Consider the following 17,111-nt stretch of genomic DNA (forward strand, 5'->3'; position numbering starts at 1 on the left):
TCAGCTTTAAGGGAGTTACTTTTTTTGTCTATAAATCTTTCCATTCCATATAGGATTCCGGGTCCATTTCTTTTAACTGTTCCAAGAACAACGGTAATAGACCCAACTTTTTTAAACCTTTGAATATCAACTCTGGCCGGTATCGAACCCTTGTATAGGAGCTATAATGATCTATTACTTTTAATTCCTCTTCCTTTGTTACAATAATGTGGCGCAAATCGGCATCCAATCTGGTAAACTTTAAACGCTTCATTTCATTTAGCACAAAAAGAATTTGCCTCATCATTTTTTCGGATAGGACCCCTCCAGACTCTAAATACTGGAATAAAGTTGGCCCCTCAATATATTCCATAATAATATAGTTTTGCCCCACCTCATAAAGCCGGGGAATTGTGGGAGAATTCTGTGCAATTTTCAATACATTCCCCTCTTTAACGGCATATTCTGGTTTTGCACAAATTTTCACGCATTTGTCTGAAGAAATTTTAAAAACGGCTCCTTGCGCCCCCTTACCAATCAGCGGAAACGACGTTGGATTTTTTATTACATCTACTTTTTTAATCCCTTCAGTAACCCTAATAGATTTAAAGTCCTCCACTTTCTATCACTCCTTCACATTTCCTATCATGATATTACTTTTTATCCTTTTTTTTCTTTTTCTCTAAGTTTCTCCATTCCATATAAGATTCTGGATCTGCTTGTTTTACTTGTTCCAAAAATGATGAAAATAGACCCTTTTCATTCAAATCTTTGAACAGCTCTGTAGGTACGGAGTCAATTTTTATAAAAGAATTCGCATGGTCTATTACTATAAGCTCTTCTTGAGTATTCACGAAGATGTGTCTTAATTTTGCGTCCAGCCGTGTAAACTTTAAACGTTTCATTTCTTTTAGCAAGAATAGGATTTTCTTCGTCATATCTTCCGATAAGAAATCTTTTGATTCAAGTAATTGGTCTAAAGAAGGACCGTCAATGTACTCCATTACAATATAATGGGATCCGACTTCAAAAAGCCTTGGAACTATGCGCGCTTCCTGTGCAGCTCTTAACGCTTGACTCTCATTTAGACAACGTTCTGGGTCCGGAAAAATCTTCACACAGCGATCAGGAGAAATTCTAAAAACAGCGCCTTGTTTTCCTTTCCCTATCATCGGATACGATGTTGGATTGTCAACAACGGTTACTGTTTTTTTACCACTTGAAACAATAATAGATTTAAAATCCTCCAATATCGATCAACTCCTTATTATATGTTTGGGCTCCTTGATTGAGGTCCATAGCTTACTATATTTTATGTAAATGATTAGAGTTTGCTATAGTCAAGCGCCGTTTCCTTGTCCCATTGACACCATATAATGAATTTATAAGATCCTTTTCTCTTCAAAATATATTTGACCCGTGAATTTCTAAAATTTTAGTGAAAAGTAGGAGAACAGCATGAATGATTTCAGCTCTATTACTGTGACCCGCAGAGGAAAAGAAGAAGAGTTGGTTGTTAATAATCCGACTTCATACCCATTGATAGGCAAAGGGATACAGGGAGCCGTATTCAAGTTAACGGAAGATCGTTGTGTGAAAATATTCTTAAAACCGAAAAATGTTAAGAAGGAAAAAGAGGCGATGATCAAAGGTCAAGGTTTGCCATTTATGCCGAAGTTTTTTGAATCAGGCCCAAATTATATCATTATGGAATACATCGATGGTCCTTCATTACGTGATTATCTTAAGGAACAAGGGACGATATCCGAATCCATTACTCAACAGCTGGTTAATATGAAAAAGGAAATGAATCGTTTAGGATTTACTAATTTAGATCGCTGCGTCACTCGTCACATATTTGTTGATAATCAGCATGTTCTAAAAGTCGTAGATCATGCGAATTCTTATGATCGGAAGCCCATACCGGTTCGGCTTTTAGATTCCTTATCCGAACTAGGATTAATTGACCCCTTTTTACGGCAAGTCAAAGTTTTGGACTCTGAACTATATTCCGAATGGAATAACTTCCTGTCAAAGCCGCGCAAGTGAAGGCAACGAGCTACTTTCAAGTTTGAGTTAATAATAAACCAAACGCTTGCAAGTAATTACATGATCTCTCTTGGAAGCAATTCGCGATAAGCATGTCGCGAATTTTTTTGCAGTCTGCATCTTTCTGCCCTTAGAATCATTTTTTTGCCTTGGAGTTGAAGGGTCTGCTGCGTGGGAACACCGATGCGCCTATCGCAGTTCTAATACAAAGAGAATTTAATCACGTTCCGAACAATGGCGCGTAGAACCTATTGGATAGATACTTGACCAACCAAATCCAATTTAGTGGGAAGTAATGCTTTGGAAAAAGAGGATACAAAATTAGGTAAAGGCAAAAATGTAAACATTGTGGACATAGCCAATGCAAATGCTCATCTAAACAAGAACAAAAGGTAGAGCAAAACATTGAAGTGAAAGTAAACGTACCTGCTCAAGGTAATCAAGGACCTCAAGGACCTCAGGGAGCTCACTCAAGGCGTTCAAGGAGACTGGAACAACCAACAGCACCAACAGGTCCAATAGGTGCTACTGGTGATCCAGGATCTGGAGGGTTAATTCCATTTTCAACGGGCATTATCATCAGTGGTGCTACAGTAGTCTCAGCTGCTCCAATTTTAATGGGTATTGGTAATCACACGGTTAAAGTTATTGACGTTCTGGACAATCAACTAGTCCACCAGAAGCAGGTGGTTTTGCTTTCCCAATTCCCTTTGCGGGAACCGTTCAAAATATACAAATAAGCGTAGATTTATTGGTTGCTTCAGTGGCTGCGATAAATGCTGTCGGTGTTGAATATGAGTTTACAGTATTCCGCGCACCTTCAGTTCCTAATACAGGGATTGTTCATCTTTCTTCACCTTACGTGACAACTCCGCTGACTAGTTCGGTTAGATTCGGATTTCCGAATACTACTATTACTCCCGGTACTTTCCTTACAGAGCAACCAATATAAATCTGGGATCATTAACAGTCGCTGCGGGTGATCGTATTGGTATTCGTGTAAGGAGGGTTGAGTCGACGGATGCCTCAGCAGCTGATATCACCCAACTCTCATTTAGCTCAAGTACCAATCCACAACTTGTTCTATTATCTATGTTTATCCTTGTTTCTGCTATAAATGCAGGAAGATATGGGGTAGATGGTATGATTATGCCAACTTTTCAAGAAAAGCTATTTGCTAAAAAAACAAGAGGTATAAAAAGTGCTGCTTAATTTTCAGTAAATTAAAAGATCACTAGTATGAGCTGTCTTTTTTTGATTATGAAAAGTAAAGTATATGTACTATCGATACAGCTTATTTTTTTAAAATACAAGTCGGGTAGGAGAGTGCTCCTACCCGACTTGCGTTGAAGAGCCCTTGGATTCTATTAAATCTGAGTTTTTTTTGATTGCTGTTAATTGCAATTATGTTAACTATAGTTTTAGTTGCCTTGAGGGCAACCTTTTAGCCTTAAAGGCTAGTATTTTTTATCTTGGTTTTTCTCCCTTGTTTTAAGGTGTTATGGTGAGGAAATCAACAACGGCACTTAGCCATATTACAGCTAATGTCTCTGCCAAAAAGCTTCAGATGAAACTACGGAAAGAGATTAGTTTTCTAACTGTCTTTTTCACTTGATCGAAATATCAGGAGCAAAAACATGCTCAAGGCGATTTGCATAAATTAGATAGGGATATCTGTATACCGGTGTTGATTTAGTCGCTTTACATCGTATCAGACCGGATGCCTTATTGCTATATTTTGGAAATAACTAGCAAATCAAATGACGTGAAAACAAGTATAAATCTTGATTCCAAAGTAACCTAATCCCTAAAAACAAGTGGGGTATTCCTTTTGAAATAGCCCACATGAGTCCCCATATAGACTACTGTTCCAACGGTTAAATGGAGTGATTTCAGGACATGAAGATTTGATGGCATAGTGAAATAAAAAAGTTAAACAAGACTCTATATTTTCCCATTTGATGCACATTCTCCACACCGCCCCCTGGAGGCTTTCCCTCCCATGTTCAACGGGTCAATTGCCCTATCATTCCTTCGTCATGCCTCTCCAAGGGGTGGAGGCCAGTTAAGCTAACCTGATGGGTCGGTGCCCTTTTGTTGAAGAAATCTGGTACTCCGTACATATCTTCTAAAAAAGAGGACTTATCAACTTTTCTTAACTCTGCTCTTCTTATTTTATAAAAAAGAAAGGGAGGAATGCTCTGCATTCCTCCCTTTCTTTTCTTGCTATTGCTTTGGCTCCAGTCCGATCAGGCGCAGGAAGTATTCCAGACCTTTTTTTCCAATTTTTTCTTTCGGCTGTTTATCGGCAGGCGCATCCGGTCCCTTCGTTAAGAAATTTTTCTCAACGAAGCGAATGTCTGTCTCGTTCACCTCTCCGTCTTGATTGATATCTTGCGGCACGATGGATGAATCCTTCGTACCATATGCATCAACGACACTCTTGATATCGAGGATATCAATCATTTTGTCGCCATTCACATCCCCTGCAAGACTTCTCTGAGCAATTCTTAAAAATTGCCCTCGTAGCTCTCCATTTGCATCATGATATCCAGGAATGAATTTCTTCATCGCTTTAAGATGCCCCGGAACTTCGAAAACGGCTGTATATACTTGATCGGAAGCCGGAATATCATTGATCGTGATAGCTCCATTTTTAGCAATTGTTCCTGGATATTTTTTACCACTTCTAGAGAGAGCGTATACTTGTGCTCCTATTTTTGTATAATCTGCTTTTTTCAAATATGGTACCCCTGATTCATATATCAAAAATGCTTCTGGCGAGATGGATCCCAGCAACTGTGTATGTGTAGGAATTATTTTAAGATCTTCAGTGCCGTAAAAAGGAATAGCAGTGCCTGCTGATTGTCCGGATTTCTTATAAGACCCGTTCTGTACATTAAATCCTTGAATTTCATCGTAAACTTCATCATTCATTAATTTAATCGTTACATCGAGGAACGGCATATCTCCGTCCAGTCCTCTGAATGCATTTCCAGTAATGGAAGCTCCGATTTTCACATTATTATGATATATACTTTCCGTCACAACTGGCTCATGGAGCGATACCTGTAAGCCTTTTTCCTTTGCATATTGTTTGACTGTATTGTTCAGCTTCACATTCGAAAACTTGAAGTAGTCTTTGTCGATTGCCACGTTAAATTCTCCGGAGACAAGCTCTTTCACATTATTAAGGCTGAGTGTCATCGTAAAGTTATCGCCGACTTTCAACTCTCTCTTGTCATAACTGGTAGTCGTATATTCCGTTCCTTCTTTCATGAAGTAATACTTTTGGTAACCAACTGCCGTTGCAGTATCCCACGTTCTCAACCAAAATCTCATAGGTTGTTTTGCAATATCACTTTCCTCAATTCCTAATTTCACATCTCCATTCGCTTGAACCGGGAAGAACCCAGCCATATATCCAGAGGAACCTGTATAGTAAGCCATAGTGTTGGACGATTGATTGATGTCCAACCCTTTAGATTGTAATAGATTCACTGTCTCATCCTTAGCTGTTCCATGCAGCCACAGTGCTTTTTGCCCATCTTCTACTGTATACATAGAATCATTGACTTCGATTACACCCGATTTTATATCCATGTTGACTTCTGGTGCTGTATTGTCCACGATAAGTGGATTTTGGGAAACATATGATTTCCCATCCTCATCGTGTGCAATCAGTTCCAGTATATAGTCGCCTGCTGGAAGCTTTATAGGAATATCACTGATTGGCTGGGACGGATCATTTGTAAATGGTAAGACCGTACCGCTGAACGCACCCATAAGATACACTTCTCTATCTATTGGAAAGTTAGTGTTCGCTGTCCCTATGAACCCTACAGATTTTCCTGTTTTACTGTCTTTTACAAGCACATCCATGGTTTTCATTGGGCTGTTCAACTTCATGATGAAATGGATCATTTTGTCATTAAGTTGCCAGAAAGGTGTTGTATTTGTCACGGATGGTCTAGTCGTTTTGACATAAGCAAATCCTTTTTCTGTCGCCATAACAGCAAATGGAATTTGATAGGTTTCGTCTGGATTATCGGCATTGGTCACATGAATATACCCTTCATATCTTCCTCCCGCAGCGCTGGTTGGTATCGTTATTTTAGGCTGGAGCTCCTGCACTTGGCCGCTTCCCACTGTAATTGATGAAGGAACATCTACTTTAACACCGTTACTCACTGCATCTTGAATGCCTTTGCGCTCACCGTGATACTCCACTTCTAGTTTAAAAGATTTTTCTTCCTCGCTGTTGTTTTGAACGGTCACCTTTTTACTTGCTTCAATGGGTTGATCATCTTCTTTAATATGTCTTCCGAATACAATGGAACCTGTTTCTTCATCAATTTCTACGACTTTTCCATTTTCGATATTTTGTGTCTTATCCCATACTTTGATGGAGGTATCTGTATGAACCGCTTGATAGGCATCGATTCGTCCAGCACCCACTTCGTATACAGAATTATTCCCTTTTAAATCATCCGATGTATTCATGAGTGCCGCTTTTACATCGAAAGGAGTGTATTCCGAATGCTCCTGCAAAATCAATGCTGCTGCACCTGCCACGTGTGGCGTAGCCATCGATGTACCCGACATGCGCACATAGGCATTCCCGTAATTAATGCCGTCCTGCGGATCGTTGATGAATTCCGGTGTCGTAGAGAATATCGACACACCTGGAGCGACTACATCCGGTTTAATATCATAATTTCCATTTACCGGTCCGCGTGAACTAAAATCTGCTAAATGATCGCCTTCCGTTTTTGTGTTATTTAACGTTTCAAATGTGAAAGAACCTTCGCCCAGCCCCTTTAATCGCTCACCATCCGCTTTTGACAGGCGGAAAGAAGGGATTAACCCGACGGCCTCACCCAAGTAGGCAGGTATTTGCCCGTCGACATTGTTATACACAATCACTGATTTAGCCCCAGCGTTTTTGGCGTTTTTGATTTTTTCATCAAACGCAAGTTCCCCGCGCTGAATCAACGCAATTTTCCCACTGACATCTTTCCCAGCAAAATCAGTTGCTTTACCAAGTCCCGCAAATACAATTGGTAAGGATTTTCCTTGCAATTCTTCTAATCGATCAGAAAAATCTTTGCCTAGCAGCTGCATATTTTCAAATTTCTCGGCGGAAGCGCTTCCATTAAATGCAGGAATGGACATGGAGGCATCGCTTGCACCTACTGATATGCCAAGAGCCGCTGTTCCCGGAGAACCCAGAGTTTTCTCGTTCGGTCCGGCGTTACCTGCAGCAACGACGGTCACCAAGCCTGAAAGCATGGCGTTATTTACTGCGACAGAAGTGGCGTATAAAGGATCGTTAGTCTGCGCGCCAAGCGACATATTGATGACGTCCATGCCATCTTCAATCGCTTGATCGATTCCAGCAAGGATTCCTTCTGTATATCCACCTCCCCAAGGTCCCAATACTCTATACGCATATAAATCTACTTCAGGTGCTACCCCTTTCACAGCGTAATCGACATTGTTTTTCTTTTGGGCTGCAATCGTCCCTGCGACATGTGACCCATGGTTTGTGTAATACACATAGCCTGGTTCTTCTGGCTTGCCAGCATTAATCCAATCCTCGTAGGTCGTTTCCATTGGATCGGCATCATTATCTACAAAATCATATCCGCCTTTATAGGCTTCTTTTAAGTCAGGATGATTGTAGTCAATACCTGTATCAAGAACGCCGACTTTTATTCCCTTACCGGTAATGTTCTCGGCATGTAGCTTGTCCACGCCAATTTGCGGAATACTGTCTGCCATTTTCGGCTCAATGGCTTCTTTCGTTTTTACCGGCGGTTCCACTTTTACCTCGTAATCTTTAAAAATACGTTTAACTACTCCAGATTGCAGCAAATCCTTAACTGCCACACCAGGAAGTGTCATCGCTACGCCGTTGATGGCGTTTTTATACTCTCTTGTGATCTTTACATCTTCCACTTTGTAATTAGTCACGTTTTTCTGTGATTTCAATGATTGCACATGCTGTTTAAAATCTTTATGAGCTTTTTCCACTTTCTCATTCGAATCTGCAGAAGATAGTTTCTTTCCTTTCGCCGCTTGTTTCATCACTTCTATTTTGGCTGGCGCCTGTTCAAATTCGACGATGACTTTGACTAATTCCGGACTATTTGCATTAATATCCGGAGAAATCGTAAAGTTTGGATTGGCATCCAATTGCTCTAACGCCTTTCTTTGTTCTGCAGACAGGCTCGCTAAGATCTCTTCCGCATTTTCAACTGGATTCAACTCAAACGGGCTTTTCGCCAATACATTATACGGAGCGCCTTGAGATAATAACATGCCAACAGCTAGCGTTCCTGTAAGAATCTTACTGATTTTTTTCCTCTTCATACCGCATCCCCTTATCCTATATAATTACTATTTTCTCTCTAAACATTTGTTCTTCATAAACAATTCATTTAAAGATGAATTCATATATCTAGTAAACTAAGATTCAATATATCATCCCATATTTCTACTTTTCTGAAAATTAATCATAAGAAGTAATTTTTCATCTATTGGTTCTAGATCAATATATAACTAAAGAACTATTCCAGTTCTGTTATTAAGAAAAATAATAAAGGTACTGAACAGTTGTTTTTACCTTTTAAGTAATTATGATTTATGAAAATGGAACAAGTTGATTTCGAACGGCATAAATGACTGCCTGTGAACGGCTTTTCACATTCAGCTTTTTGAAAATCTTATTGATGTGAATTTTGACGGTCTTATCACTGATAAATAAGGCCTCAGCGATTTCTTTGTTACTAAGACCTTTGGCCAACTCAAACAGTATTTCTTTTTCACGCTTAGTCAAAATATTTTCGTTTGGCTCTGATTTCGTTTGCTGGTGATGATACGTTATCAGCTTTTTGGTCATGCGAGGATGAATAACCGAATCCCCTTGTGACACCATTCGAATCGCTGCTACCACTTGTTCGGATGACGAATCCTTCAATAAATAGCCATCTGCACCAGCCCGAAGTGCTTCCATTAAGTATTCATTATCTTCAAACATCGTCAATACAAGAACGCGGCAATTCGGATACTGACTTTTCACGAGGGACGTTACCTCAATGCCATTTTTTCCAGGGAGATTGATGTCCATCAAAATACAATCAGGTCGATACTCCTCTACTTTCTTCAACACCTCTTCCCCGGACACGGCTTCTCCCACGACTCGGATGTCTGATTCGAGATCCAATATACTCCGAATTCCATCACGCAAGACCGTATGATCATCTACTAATAATATTTGAATCATGATACTCCTCCCTTGTTTCTGAATCTGGAATGATCAATGTAATTTCTGTACCTTTTCCTGTGGAACTATCAATCTGAAGGGTAGCACCCAGCTGTTCAGCTTGTTCATTCATATGTAAAATGCCATAATGGGGCTCATGCTTTGTTTTAATCATGGATTCAAAAAGGGAAAAGCCAACCCCGTTGTCCTTCACTTTTAAAAGCACATGTTCACGTTGATAGCTTAGAAGAATGTCAACTTCGTCCGCTTTTGCATGTTTTACAATATTCTGCAAGCTTTCCTGTAAAGTATCGAAGATGGCTCGTTCTATTGTAAAACTGAGTGTTCGAGAACGGCCCCTTTCATGATATTTAATCGCTAGATTATTTTCTTGTTTTATCGATTGAATTTTATTTGCAATCGCTTGTTTTAACCCTAGCCTTTGGGTAGGATATGGCTTTAAAGCATAGATAGAATAGCGAACTTCCCCTAAACTCTTCCGTAATTTTTTTATACTTTTGTCTACCACTTGCTCCATGTTTCCTGATTGATCTGCGGACTGCCTCAGAGCTGATTCCAGCTGAAATATGACCCCGGCTAATACTTGTGCAATTCCATCATGAATTTCCCGAGCAAGCCGATTTCTTTCTTCCAGAATCATTCGTTTTTCTTGTTCAGCGACGAGGGACCGTGTTTTCAGCAAGCTGCCCAATTGATTGGCAAACGTAGATAAGGACTGTATATCTTCGGTAATAAAACTCGCCCTCCTGCTTTTACCTGCAACAAACATCCCTACCAATTCATGATTTACTATAAGGGGCAGGTAGACAAGGGAACGTATGACATCTTCAAATACTTCATCTCCCGGGGCCATACCTGTTTTCCAATCAGTAACAACAAAGGTTTCAGATATTTCTTCAAAATTCGGATGGATATCAGAAGAACTTGAAATATTGGAATGTACTTTTCCATCCTTTAATAGAAGCTGCCAATCCCCCTCATCTTTTGCCCATAAAGCATATGCTTGTATTCCCAAGAATCCTTTAAGTGATTGTTTCATTTGATCTAAGTTTCCGGCAGACAGACCGTGACTTAACTCCGTCGTAATGGTAAAAAGGTTATATAATCGTTCTTTTTCAATCCGTATTTGCCTCATGAAGGAGCTGATGGTGCAGATTGCTACAAGTGGGAAAAAGAAGAACAGAACCGTAATTCCATCCAACTCCCCTCGATATCGATGTTCTAAGATATAAATAAGGGAGGCGTAACATAAACAAAAACTTGCGCTCAAAAATAAAAATATATTTTTCTTGTACCACTGTTCTAGTGGATATTGCTGAGGCAGAATCACCATTAAAAGATCATATAAAAGGGTGTTGAAAAGGCAAAAAAATACGGTAAATAAAAGCAAGCTTATTAATTCTTCATATAAAACTGGCAGGTTCATCTCCGTAATAAAAAAAGAAATACATTCGTTGGAAAACCATTCTGCCAAAGTGATACTAAAAGCAAATTGAGTGCAATTAAATAGTGTTCTTTGTATTGGTAAGCGGCGAAGGGTATGTGTAAAAACCATCACACATACACAAGCAACAACCGTTATATGTATACCAAACTCCCAATTCATTGGATAAATAAGCGTAAGACTGAGTGTAATACCTCCTCTTCCAATACGGATAGGAAAATACTCAATAATCCCCATAAACACAGCTAACAACAAAACGATTATGAATTCAGAAGGCATTTCACTTTTAAATATGGAATTGATTACAGCAAACATACCAAGAATAGAAATAGAATAAATATAAAAACTCGCTATTTGTTCCCTCCTAGTGATAGAATCTATCTTTTTCAAAACGGCACCTTCCTTTATTTGCAAGAATCATTGTCCATTATCTAACAAAAAACCGGCACTGGCAAAATGGCAAAATACCCACTAGCCAATCACCGGCTGTGCCATTACCCTAAATGGCAAGACACAATACTAGTATACTATTAGATTCTTTATTTGCCTGCTCATCAAATGTTGTAAATGTCATGGTCTTTTGTTGTGGATTATATAGTACAAAAAGTGTAAGTAAACTAAACTTCATCCCCAATAAAAGACGTTGAAGAAAAAGAACCAAAAGATAAATTTTTGGTATTAAGTGAATTGAAGATGGAACTGATGCTTTTTGAACGCAGAGAGATTGATTTCAAAAGTAATTAAAAAACCTTAACCCAATAAAATACAGGGCTAAGGCTACTTAAAATCTTATTTAATTACTGCCTATTTACTGTAGTAATCCATAAAATGGTTCTTCGTTTGATTATAGAAACTAGCTTAGGATTATTTTAATCCTAACCTAAGGTTAATCAATAAAACGCAACTATCCAATGCCCTTGTACCAGCCTACAAATTTGGTATAGGGGCATTTTACGTTATGAGCTTCCTTTCTTTACACCAAAATAAACCTCTTGGGATTCAAGTGGTTTATCGTCTTTCACGTTTATTGTTTATGTATGATTTTATTCAATTAAAAAAGGATATTTTCTAATCCCTCTTCCGGTATCGGCCCCGCCTACGCCAGATACTATGACAGCCACACATGCCATCCAACCCATTTTCATTATAACAGAAAGCGCTTACATTTCCAATGATTACTAGAAAACAACTTTTTCTCTACGATTTAGTGTTGCATGGTTGTTCCTCTTAGTAGTTTCTCAGCTTCAATTATACGGAAACCCTTATCATGTAGGTATTCAAGTGAGATCCCCCTTCTTAATGCTGTTTGTTCAATTAATCTAATTTCATGATACATAGCATCAGACAAGATTCCTTTTTCAATGTTCTTATTTATTTCAAAATAAAACCCAGCCAATAATCCTAACGGTAATTTATCGTAAAGGGAACTTTCTACTTTCTCCATAAGTCACCTCCTAATTAGATCATACAAAGAACTAGTATTCATTGAAAGAGTTTTTTAATTAAAACATAAATCAACAGCTTGAATTAGAGATAGTCCCCTGTTATTTATGAAAAAGAAACAGATTCTAGCCATAAGCAAGAAAAACACACAGGTATTTTAAGGGGTCTAAGAAGTCGAATAAGCACTTTTACACTACGACCTTACTTTTAAAAAAACGCGTTAGAAGGTTAGCTAGGCAGTTCATGGGCGGGTGGGGGTAGGAATTCATTTTCCTTTTTTAAAGGAATCGAGATCACATTAAAGAAACTAATTTTAGATCTAGAACATTTGAAAGACATTAGCTAAAACTGAACAGGGATTTATGGTGTGAGGGTATTAAGTAATTCTGTTCGAAATATCGGAGGGAATTCACACCAGAAGAAAGAGCGATTCTTAGAGATTTAATAAGAGGATATGTTCTTAACGACCAGCAAGATAGTCATAACGATGACCTGTATCAAAGGGTAGTGACTTTAGAAAAAGGCAAAAAGGTACGGAAGACGATTGTCATAAATGAGGAAGTTGGGGCTTTGCTGGATAGCTTCGCAGACCAACAGAAAGTCAATAACTCCTATCTTATTGAAATTGCTATCCTCGATATGGTTAAAAAGTACTAATAAAAGGCCTTCTCCAATACATGCTGCTACTTTCTTAGAATACTTGGGGCATCGATGGTTTTCTTTTTCTTTATTCTACATGCTTTCAATAGAATTAGAAAAAGACAGCCGGGGATGGCTGCCTTTTCGGGTGAGGGCGGGAAGTAATGATAGGTAAAGAAATTACTCGTGTGGTTCTAAATAAGAAAGGAAAAGGATCAAATAGCCGGAGAAAAATAAAAGAAGAACTATTGAAAATTAAGTTTCTTTTTTATGTTTTTCGTATATTTATGTTATAATGTGGAATATATAAAAAAGACGAGATGCGCTAACATCTCGCCTTAGTAACCAATCCAAAGTGGGTCGGTTGCTCCTAAATTTTGCGCTTTTTAGAAGGCCGCCCGTGCTTTTTGGACAGAGAACGGGTGGTTTTCTTTTTGACTTTTTTAGCAGGAAGCAAGCTAAATAGATAAACAACTGTCGAATTGGCAACTGTTTTAGCCACTTCCACTAGTACGTCTTTTAGAAGATCCATTGCGGTCACCTCCCTTCACTCTTAGATATAAGAGATAGGGTTAGGGCAACCTCCCACCCGGCCAGTTACATACGGTAATTATACCATATTTATGTAGAAACGAGGCGGATGTTTGCTAAAACTTACATAATAATGGTTCATATACACTCACATACTAATTCAATTACCCAGCCTCTAATAATCTGAATTGTAGGTATAAATGTAATAGGAAAACTAAAACAAACTTTTTTTAATGTCCAGTTAATTGACCAATGAACTCAACATCATCAACCCTCCAGCCTTGCTCTTTCACAAAAATGAGCGAAGTTTTAACGATAACCGTGTCGGTTGCAGCCACATTGTTAAATTCCGTAGTGAGTTTAAATTCATTAAAAAATTCAGCTTCCGTTTTAGAGGTCTGAAATTCAAATGGCTTCAGGCCACCATGGACGACTTCACCGATTCTTCCGAATCCGGAAGTTCTGTTCCGGAAGGATGGGACGCTTTGAACCCTTGATCAGTCATGAATGGTTCAATTTTTTTATATCGTTCGGCAGTGGTTTGATAAGTGAAAAAGCTTTCAAGAAACTGGCGATTCAACTTTAAAGCATCCGTGTTTTGGATGGAGGATAGGGATTGAATCTGCTCTTCATAGTGGCCCTGGTTGGCCCTAACTTCATTCAGCTGTGACCGCAGAGAGAAAATATACATCATGACCAAAGAAACCAAGACGAATACTATCATTAAAAACAAGAAATTTTTCTTTTGAGTTGGCTCCATTTCCTTGTACCTCCCTTTCTAAATCCGTCTAAAACCTAGGAATGGATATAATTTTTTCCATTCTTCAACGGACGAATAAGAAGTACCACCACTGCTATTGGCATTGATAAATTGACCGTTCCCCACTTACATGCCTACGTGCGAAGCCCCGGGCTTATAGGTGGAGAAAAAAACGAAGTCCCCGGCTTTATATGTTCCTCTGAAACCGGATTAGTTTTGTTGTACTGCGATTGGGCTGTCCCGTACATATCCATGCCGACCTGTGCAAGGGCATATTCCAGCAGCCCACTGCAGTCAAACCCTCCTGCCTCCCCATACATAGGGTCTGCCGAGGTACTGTTTCATGATGTTATGAACTTCCTCTACATCAAAAGATTGCGAACCGTCCCCCATGACAACCACGCTGCCCTTTCCACCGTTGTAATATTGCATGACATGGTCCACATAATTCACATCACCGTAACGGCTCCACCCTTCCCTAGCAGCCATCCTATGACTAAACTGGGTGGCTACTTCCTTGGAATAGCCTCCACGCTCCAATGCGTATCCGATAAATCTAAATCGACTTTTTTACTTGTTCTTATTGAACTAACGCACCAGTTTTAAAGAAAACAAAAATAAAAAAGCCTTTTGGCTCCAGGTTGCTGCAGCAACCCCTCTTATGAAGTAAAGCACCTGTTTCGTGATTAAGATTTATAGAATAATTTAAACCTTCCCATCAAACGTTGGGCTATTGATTTTACAAAGCCACGAAGGATATTATTGTTAATAGTAAGCATGGTTTTTCGGAATTGATTGCAATAAATGCTCAAAAGAGAGGGGAAAACTTTGGTAGATTTAGCACTCTTAAATCTGGACATATTAAACAATAAATCCTACTAACTACGAATAGTGAGTATTAAACTATTAGGGGATGTTATATACGATATATATTCTATCGAGGTATATTTTAAAATACACGAAATCTTTACGGAGGTTAATCGAAGTGCTCAGTACCTCCAACATTTTTTTGAACTAGAAAAGGAAAGAAAATGGACTGAAACTAGGGATTTTTTTCGTAGGGCTCCAAGAAGCTATTTGCTGAAACACAAGTAAATTTTGAATTACAGAAAAACTAGTCCACTAATTGTCATTCTAAATTAGACCTGATCTTATCTTATCTTCTGTTTTTTTCTGACTTGTCCTTTTTACAAGGATAAACCATGGCTTAAATAACAATCTTACAGATACTAAAATTATTCAAATCTAATCTAGACTAGATTGTAATCTCAAAAACCAGACCAGACTAAATTTGTTCTTTCATTTCCATGATAAAACCCGGCTTCTTGTAAATATCGATATTTGACCAAATGGCATTTTAACCAGCAGACGTCCATATACTATTTTCAAAGGAGGAAGGAAATTGGTGTATAGACCTACCGTAAGATACCCGGATGTTTATAAAAATTATATAGAGAATGTATATAAAATGACTGATCTAGATCGTAATCAAATTATCCGTTTGGCCTTATTTATAGCCGCACATTCAAAAGAATATAAAAGTATTCTCCAAAAACATAAAATTGCTGACGTCCCTCTCCCCTGCCCGCATTGGGGGCGGGATGAAGAAAGTTGCTGGAAAGATCAAAACTATATAAAAAAACATAATCTAGCCCCATTCAAAATTACTGAACAGGGTGGAATTAAGATTATTTTGAGCTAATTATTTCTTTTTAGATTCATTTGTGCTTTTTACGTAATGTAGCGTGGATGCCTTGTTAGCAAGCTTTTCAGCCAGTTCCTTTGAAATATCTTTACTCATTTCGTATCACCTCACTAAAAAAAGCCTTGCCAAAAAGCCTGAAAAAAATACCTCCCTCCACTCTTGGCATAGCAAAACGACGTAACCAACTAACCAACCAACCCAAAGAAAAAGGCAATTTTGAAAGGGGAATAGCAAATGGGAAAGGTTAACCATTTGAATCCGGTTCTATCTTCATCTAATAAAAAAATGATTGAAACACAAAAAAGAAAAGTTCGTTCGGATAAGCTGCATGACATAAAGATTCCCGTGGACGAATCCGTGGACATGATATTAAGAAAGGAATCCCGACGATACTGGAATGGGTCTAAAACAGCCTTTGGCACAGAGATACTGTTATTTGGACTTACACAGGTGCTCGTATATCCTGACGTCACCTATACGGACCAACCTTACACGGTTCATTGCAAAGTAGATCATGAAACTTATCAAAAAATAGGCGATTATGCGGACGTTTGGAAGTGTAGCGTTCGAAAAGCAGCTCATCGAATATTTGTAGAAGCATACAAAAAGAAACAACTAGGGGGCGTAACCGATGGGGAAATATAGCCAAGCCAATCTTATTGATGAAGAACTATCTTTGATTGGATCATCCAACTTTATCGGAAAATTTATCCATAAAGTAAATAAATCCTCTACCGTCTTACTGAGTATAGACGTTCCCTTGAATCTATTTTTAAGAGCAGAAGTTTTTTGTGAAGATATTCAAGACCTATCAGACATGCATTTCGAACAAAATGACTTAATGAATCTTTTATTTAATGACTTCTTACTTTTTGCAAAAAAGAATCCAGATTCGAAGTCCTTATTCCGATTGCTTACATCATTGGATCAGTATGCTGGTAAGGATTCAAGACTTGAAAAGTATGGGGAATCTACTTTTAAATTAATCCATAAAGATAAAAACCAAGAAATGAAAACGTTGAATTTACGTATGAGAAGAAAATTCGCTTTGCGTGGAGAGGTGTTGCTTGCAGATATGGATGAAGTTCAGCCAGAACATGGCTACACATTAGAAAAGGTATTTGAACTTCTTTATATTGATTTTATTGATAAATTCAGAAAAGGTAATCATGCAGGTGCCGTAGAAAATATCCTACGCCTTCTTGATGATGAAATTGAATAGAAAATACACGTAAGGTTATATGCTTAAAAATGTATGGCACACATATACCGT

16 protein-coding genes are annotated in these 17,111 nt (G+C 38.5%); 6 read left to right on the plus strand and 10 right to left on the minus strand.

What is annotated here, in order from left to right; genetic code table 11:
• Positions 1–28: 28 nt before the first annotated feature.
• Both QUF94_RS28195 and QUF94_RS28200 read right to left on the minus strand, forming a co-directional pair.
• Positions 29–598, minus strand: coding sequence for a kinase (locus QUF94_RS28195; protein WP_289318935.1), 570 nt, complete (start codon positions 596–598; stop codon positions 29–31).
• A gap of 34 nt (positions 599–632) precedes the next feature.
• Entirely contained in the window at positions 633–1,229 is a 597-nt protein-coding gene (locus QUF94_RS28200) for an RIO2 family protein (RefSeq protein WP_289318936.1), read from the minus strand.
• A 208-nt stretch (positions 1,230–1,437) separates the two neighbouring features.
• Here QUF94_RS28200 and QUF94_RS28205 point away from each other — a divergent pair, with 208 nt between their 5' ends.
• A complete protein-coding gene (locus tag QUF94_RS28205; protein ID WP_289318937.1) occupies positions 1,438–2,028 on the plus strand; it encodes a serine/threonine protein kinase in 591 nt (196 codons plus the stop codon).
• 410 nt (positions 2,029–2,438) lie between these two features.
• The gene (locus QUF94_RS28210; protein ID WP_289318938.1) at positions 2,439–2,768 is read left to right on the plus strand and encodes a hypothetical protein; all 330 of its coding nucleotides are present in this window, start codon (positions 2,439–2,441) and stop codon (positions 2,766–2,768) included.
• A 1,486-nt stretch (positions 2,769–4,254) separates the two neighbouring features.
• Here the strand turns inward: QUF94_RS28210 and QUF94_RS28215 are convergent.
• The 4 genes from QUF94_RS28215 to QUF94_RS28230 form a co-directional block, all read right to left on the minus strand.
• Positions 4,255–8,403 carry a S8 family serine peptidase gene (locus QUF94_RS28215; protein WP_289318939.1) on the minus strand — a complete coding sequence of 1,383 codons (4,149 nt, stop codon included), beginning with the start codon at positions 8,401–8,403 and terminating at the stop codon, positions 4,255–4,257.
• A gap of 271 nt (positions 8,404–8,674) precedes the next feature.
• Positions 8,675–9,316 carry a response regulator gene (locus QUF94_RS28220; protein WP_098373780.1) on the minus strand — a complete coding sequence of 214 codons (642 nt, stop codon included), beginning with the start codon at positions 9,314–9,316 and terminating at the stop codon, positions 8,675–8,677.
• Complete coding sequence (locus QUF94_RS28225; RefSeq protein WP_289318940.1) at positions 9,291–11,150, minus strand: GAF domain-containing sensor histidine kinase; 1,860 nt, start codon at positions 11,148–11,150, stop codon at positions 9,291–9,293. Before QUF94_RS28225 ends, QUF94_RS28220 begins: the two co-directional genes overlap by 26 nt.
• 814 nt (positions 11,151–11,964) lie before the next feature.
• Complete coding sequence (locus tag QUF94_RS28230) at positions 11,965–12,204, minus strand: hypothetical protein (protein ID WP_289318941.1); 240 nt, start codon at positions 12,202–12,204, stop codon at positions 11,965–11,967.
• A 506-nt stretch (positions 12,205–12,710) separates the two neighbouring features.
• On the opposite strand from QUF94_RS28230, the gene QUF94_RS28235 reads away from it, so the two are divergent.
• Positions 12,711–12,860, plus strand: coding sequence for a hypothetical protein (locus QUF94_RS28235; RefSeq protein WP_289318942.1), 150 nt, complete (start codon positions 12,711–12,713; stop codon positions 12,858–12,860).
• Between the two features lie 352 nt (positions 12,861–13,212).
• Here the strand turns inward: QUF94_RS28235 and QUF94_RS28240 are convergent, their stop codons facing one another.
• The 4 genes from QUF94_RS28240 to QUF94_RS28255 all read right to left on the minus strand — a co-directional run bounded on the left by QUF94_RS28240 (position 13,213) and on the right by QUF94_RS28255 (position 14,673).
• Positions 13,213–13,374, minus strand: a complete 162-nt coding sequence (locus QUF94_RS28240) for a hypothetical protein (RefSeq protein WP_289318943.1) — start codon at positions 13,372–13,374, stop codon at positions 13,213–13,215.
• Positions 13,375–13,788: 414 nt separating this feature from the next.
• Entirely contained in the window at positions 13,789–14,133 is a 345-nt protein-coding gene (locus QUF94_RS28245; protein WP_289318944.1) for a hypothetical protein, read from the minus strand.
• A gap of 134 nt (positions 14,134–14,267) precedes the next feature.
• A complete protein-coding gene (locus QUF94_RS29010; protein WP_353957826.1) occupies positions 14,268–14,453 on the minus strand; it encodes an NlpC/P60 family protein in 186 nt (61 codons plus the stop codon).
• Positions 14,428–14,673: a lysozyme family protein gene (locus tag QUF94_RS28255; RefSeq protein WP_289318946.1), complete on the minus strand. Its 246-nt coding sequence runs from the start codon at positions 14,671–14,673 to the stop codon at positions 14,428–14,430. Before QUF94_RS28255 ends, QUF94_RS29010 begins: the two co-directional genes overlap by 26 nt.
• 862 nt (positions 14,674–15,535) lie before the next feature.
• Between QUF94_RS28255 and QUF94_RS28260 the strand changes: the two genes are divergently transcribed.
• The 3 genes from QUF94_RS28260 (at position 15,536) to QUF94_RS28270 (ending at position 17,060) form a co-directional block, all read left to right on the plus strand.
• Positions 15,536–15,835: a hypothetical protein gene (locus QUF94_RS28260; RefSeq protein ID WP_430103291.1), complete on the plus strand. Its 300-nt coding sequence runs from the start codon at positions 15,536–15,538 to the stop codon at positions 15,833–15,835.
• A gap of 237 nt (positions 15,836–16,072) precedes the next feature.
• Positions 16,073–16,483, plus strand: a complete 411-nt coding sequence (locus QUF94_RS28265; protein ID WP_289318947.1) for a hypothetical protein — start codon at positions 16,073–16,075, stop codon at positions 16,481–16,483.
• Positions 16,470–17,060, plus strand: a complete 591-nt coding sequence (locus QUF94_RS28270; protein ID WP_289318948.1) for a hypothetical protein — start codon at positions 16,470–16,472, stop codon at positions 17,058–17,060. The genes QUF94_RS28265 and QUF94_RS28270 overlap by 14 nt, the downstream gene beginning before the upstream one ends.
• Positions 17,061–17,111: the final 51 nt, after the last annotated feature.

This window comes from Peribacillus sp. NJ4, from assembly GCF_030348345.1.
GTDB lineage: Bacteria > Bacillota > Bacilli > Bacillales > DSM-1321 > Peribacillus.

Excerpts from the sequence above, each read along its gene's own strand:
- QUF94_RS28205 (WP_289318937.1), top strand. The coding sequence starts at position 1,438 with ATGAATGATTTCAGCTCTATTACTGTGACCCGCAGAGGAAAAGAAGAA.
- QUF94_RS28215 (WP_289318939.1), bottom strand. The coding sequence starts at position 8,403 with ATGAAGAGGAAAAAAATCAGTAAGATTCTTACAGGAACGCTAGCTGTT.
- QUF94_RS28220 (WP_098373780.1), bottom strand. The coding sequence starts at position 9,316 with ATGATTCAAATATTATTAGTAGATGATCATACGGTCTTGCGTGATGGA.
- QUF94_RS28230 (WP_289318941.1), bottom strand. The coding sequence starts at position 12,204 with ATGGAGAAAGTAGAAAGTTCCCTTTACGATAAATTACCGTTAGGATTA.
- QUF94_RS28240 (WP_289318943.1), bottom strand. The coding sequence starts at position 13,374 with ATGGATCTTCTAAAAGACGTACTAGTGGAAGTGGCTAAAACAGTTGCC.
- QUF94_RS28245 (WP_289318944.1), bottom strand. The coding sequence starts at position 14,133 with ATGGAGCCAACTCAAAAGAAAAATTTCTTGTTTTTAATGATAGTATTC.
- QUF94_RS29010 (WP_353957826.1), bottom strand. The coding sequence starts at position 14,453 with ATGTATGGGGAGGCAGGAGGGTTTGACTGCAGTGGGCTGCTGGAATAT.
- QUF94_RS28265 (WP_289318947.1), top strand. The coding sequence starts at position 16,073 with ATGGGAAAGGTTAACCATTTGAATCCGGTTCTATCTTCATCTAATAAA.
- QUF94_RS28270 (WP_289318948.1), top strand. The coding sequence starts at position 16,470 with ATGGGGAAATATAGCCAAGCCAATCTTATTGATGAAGAACTATCTTTG.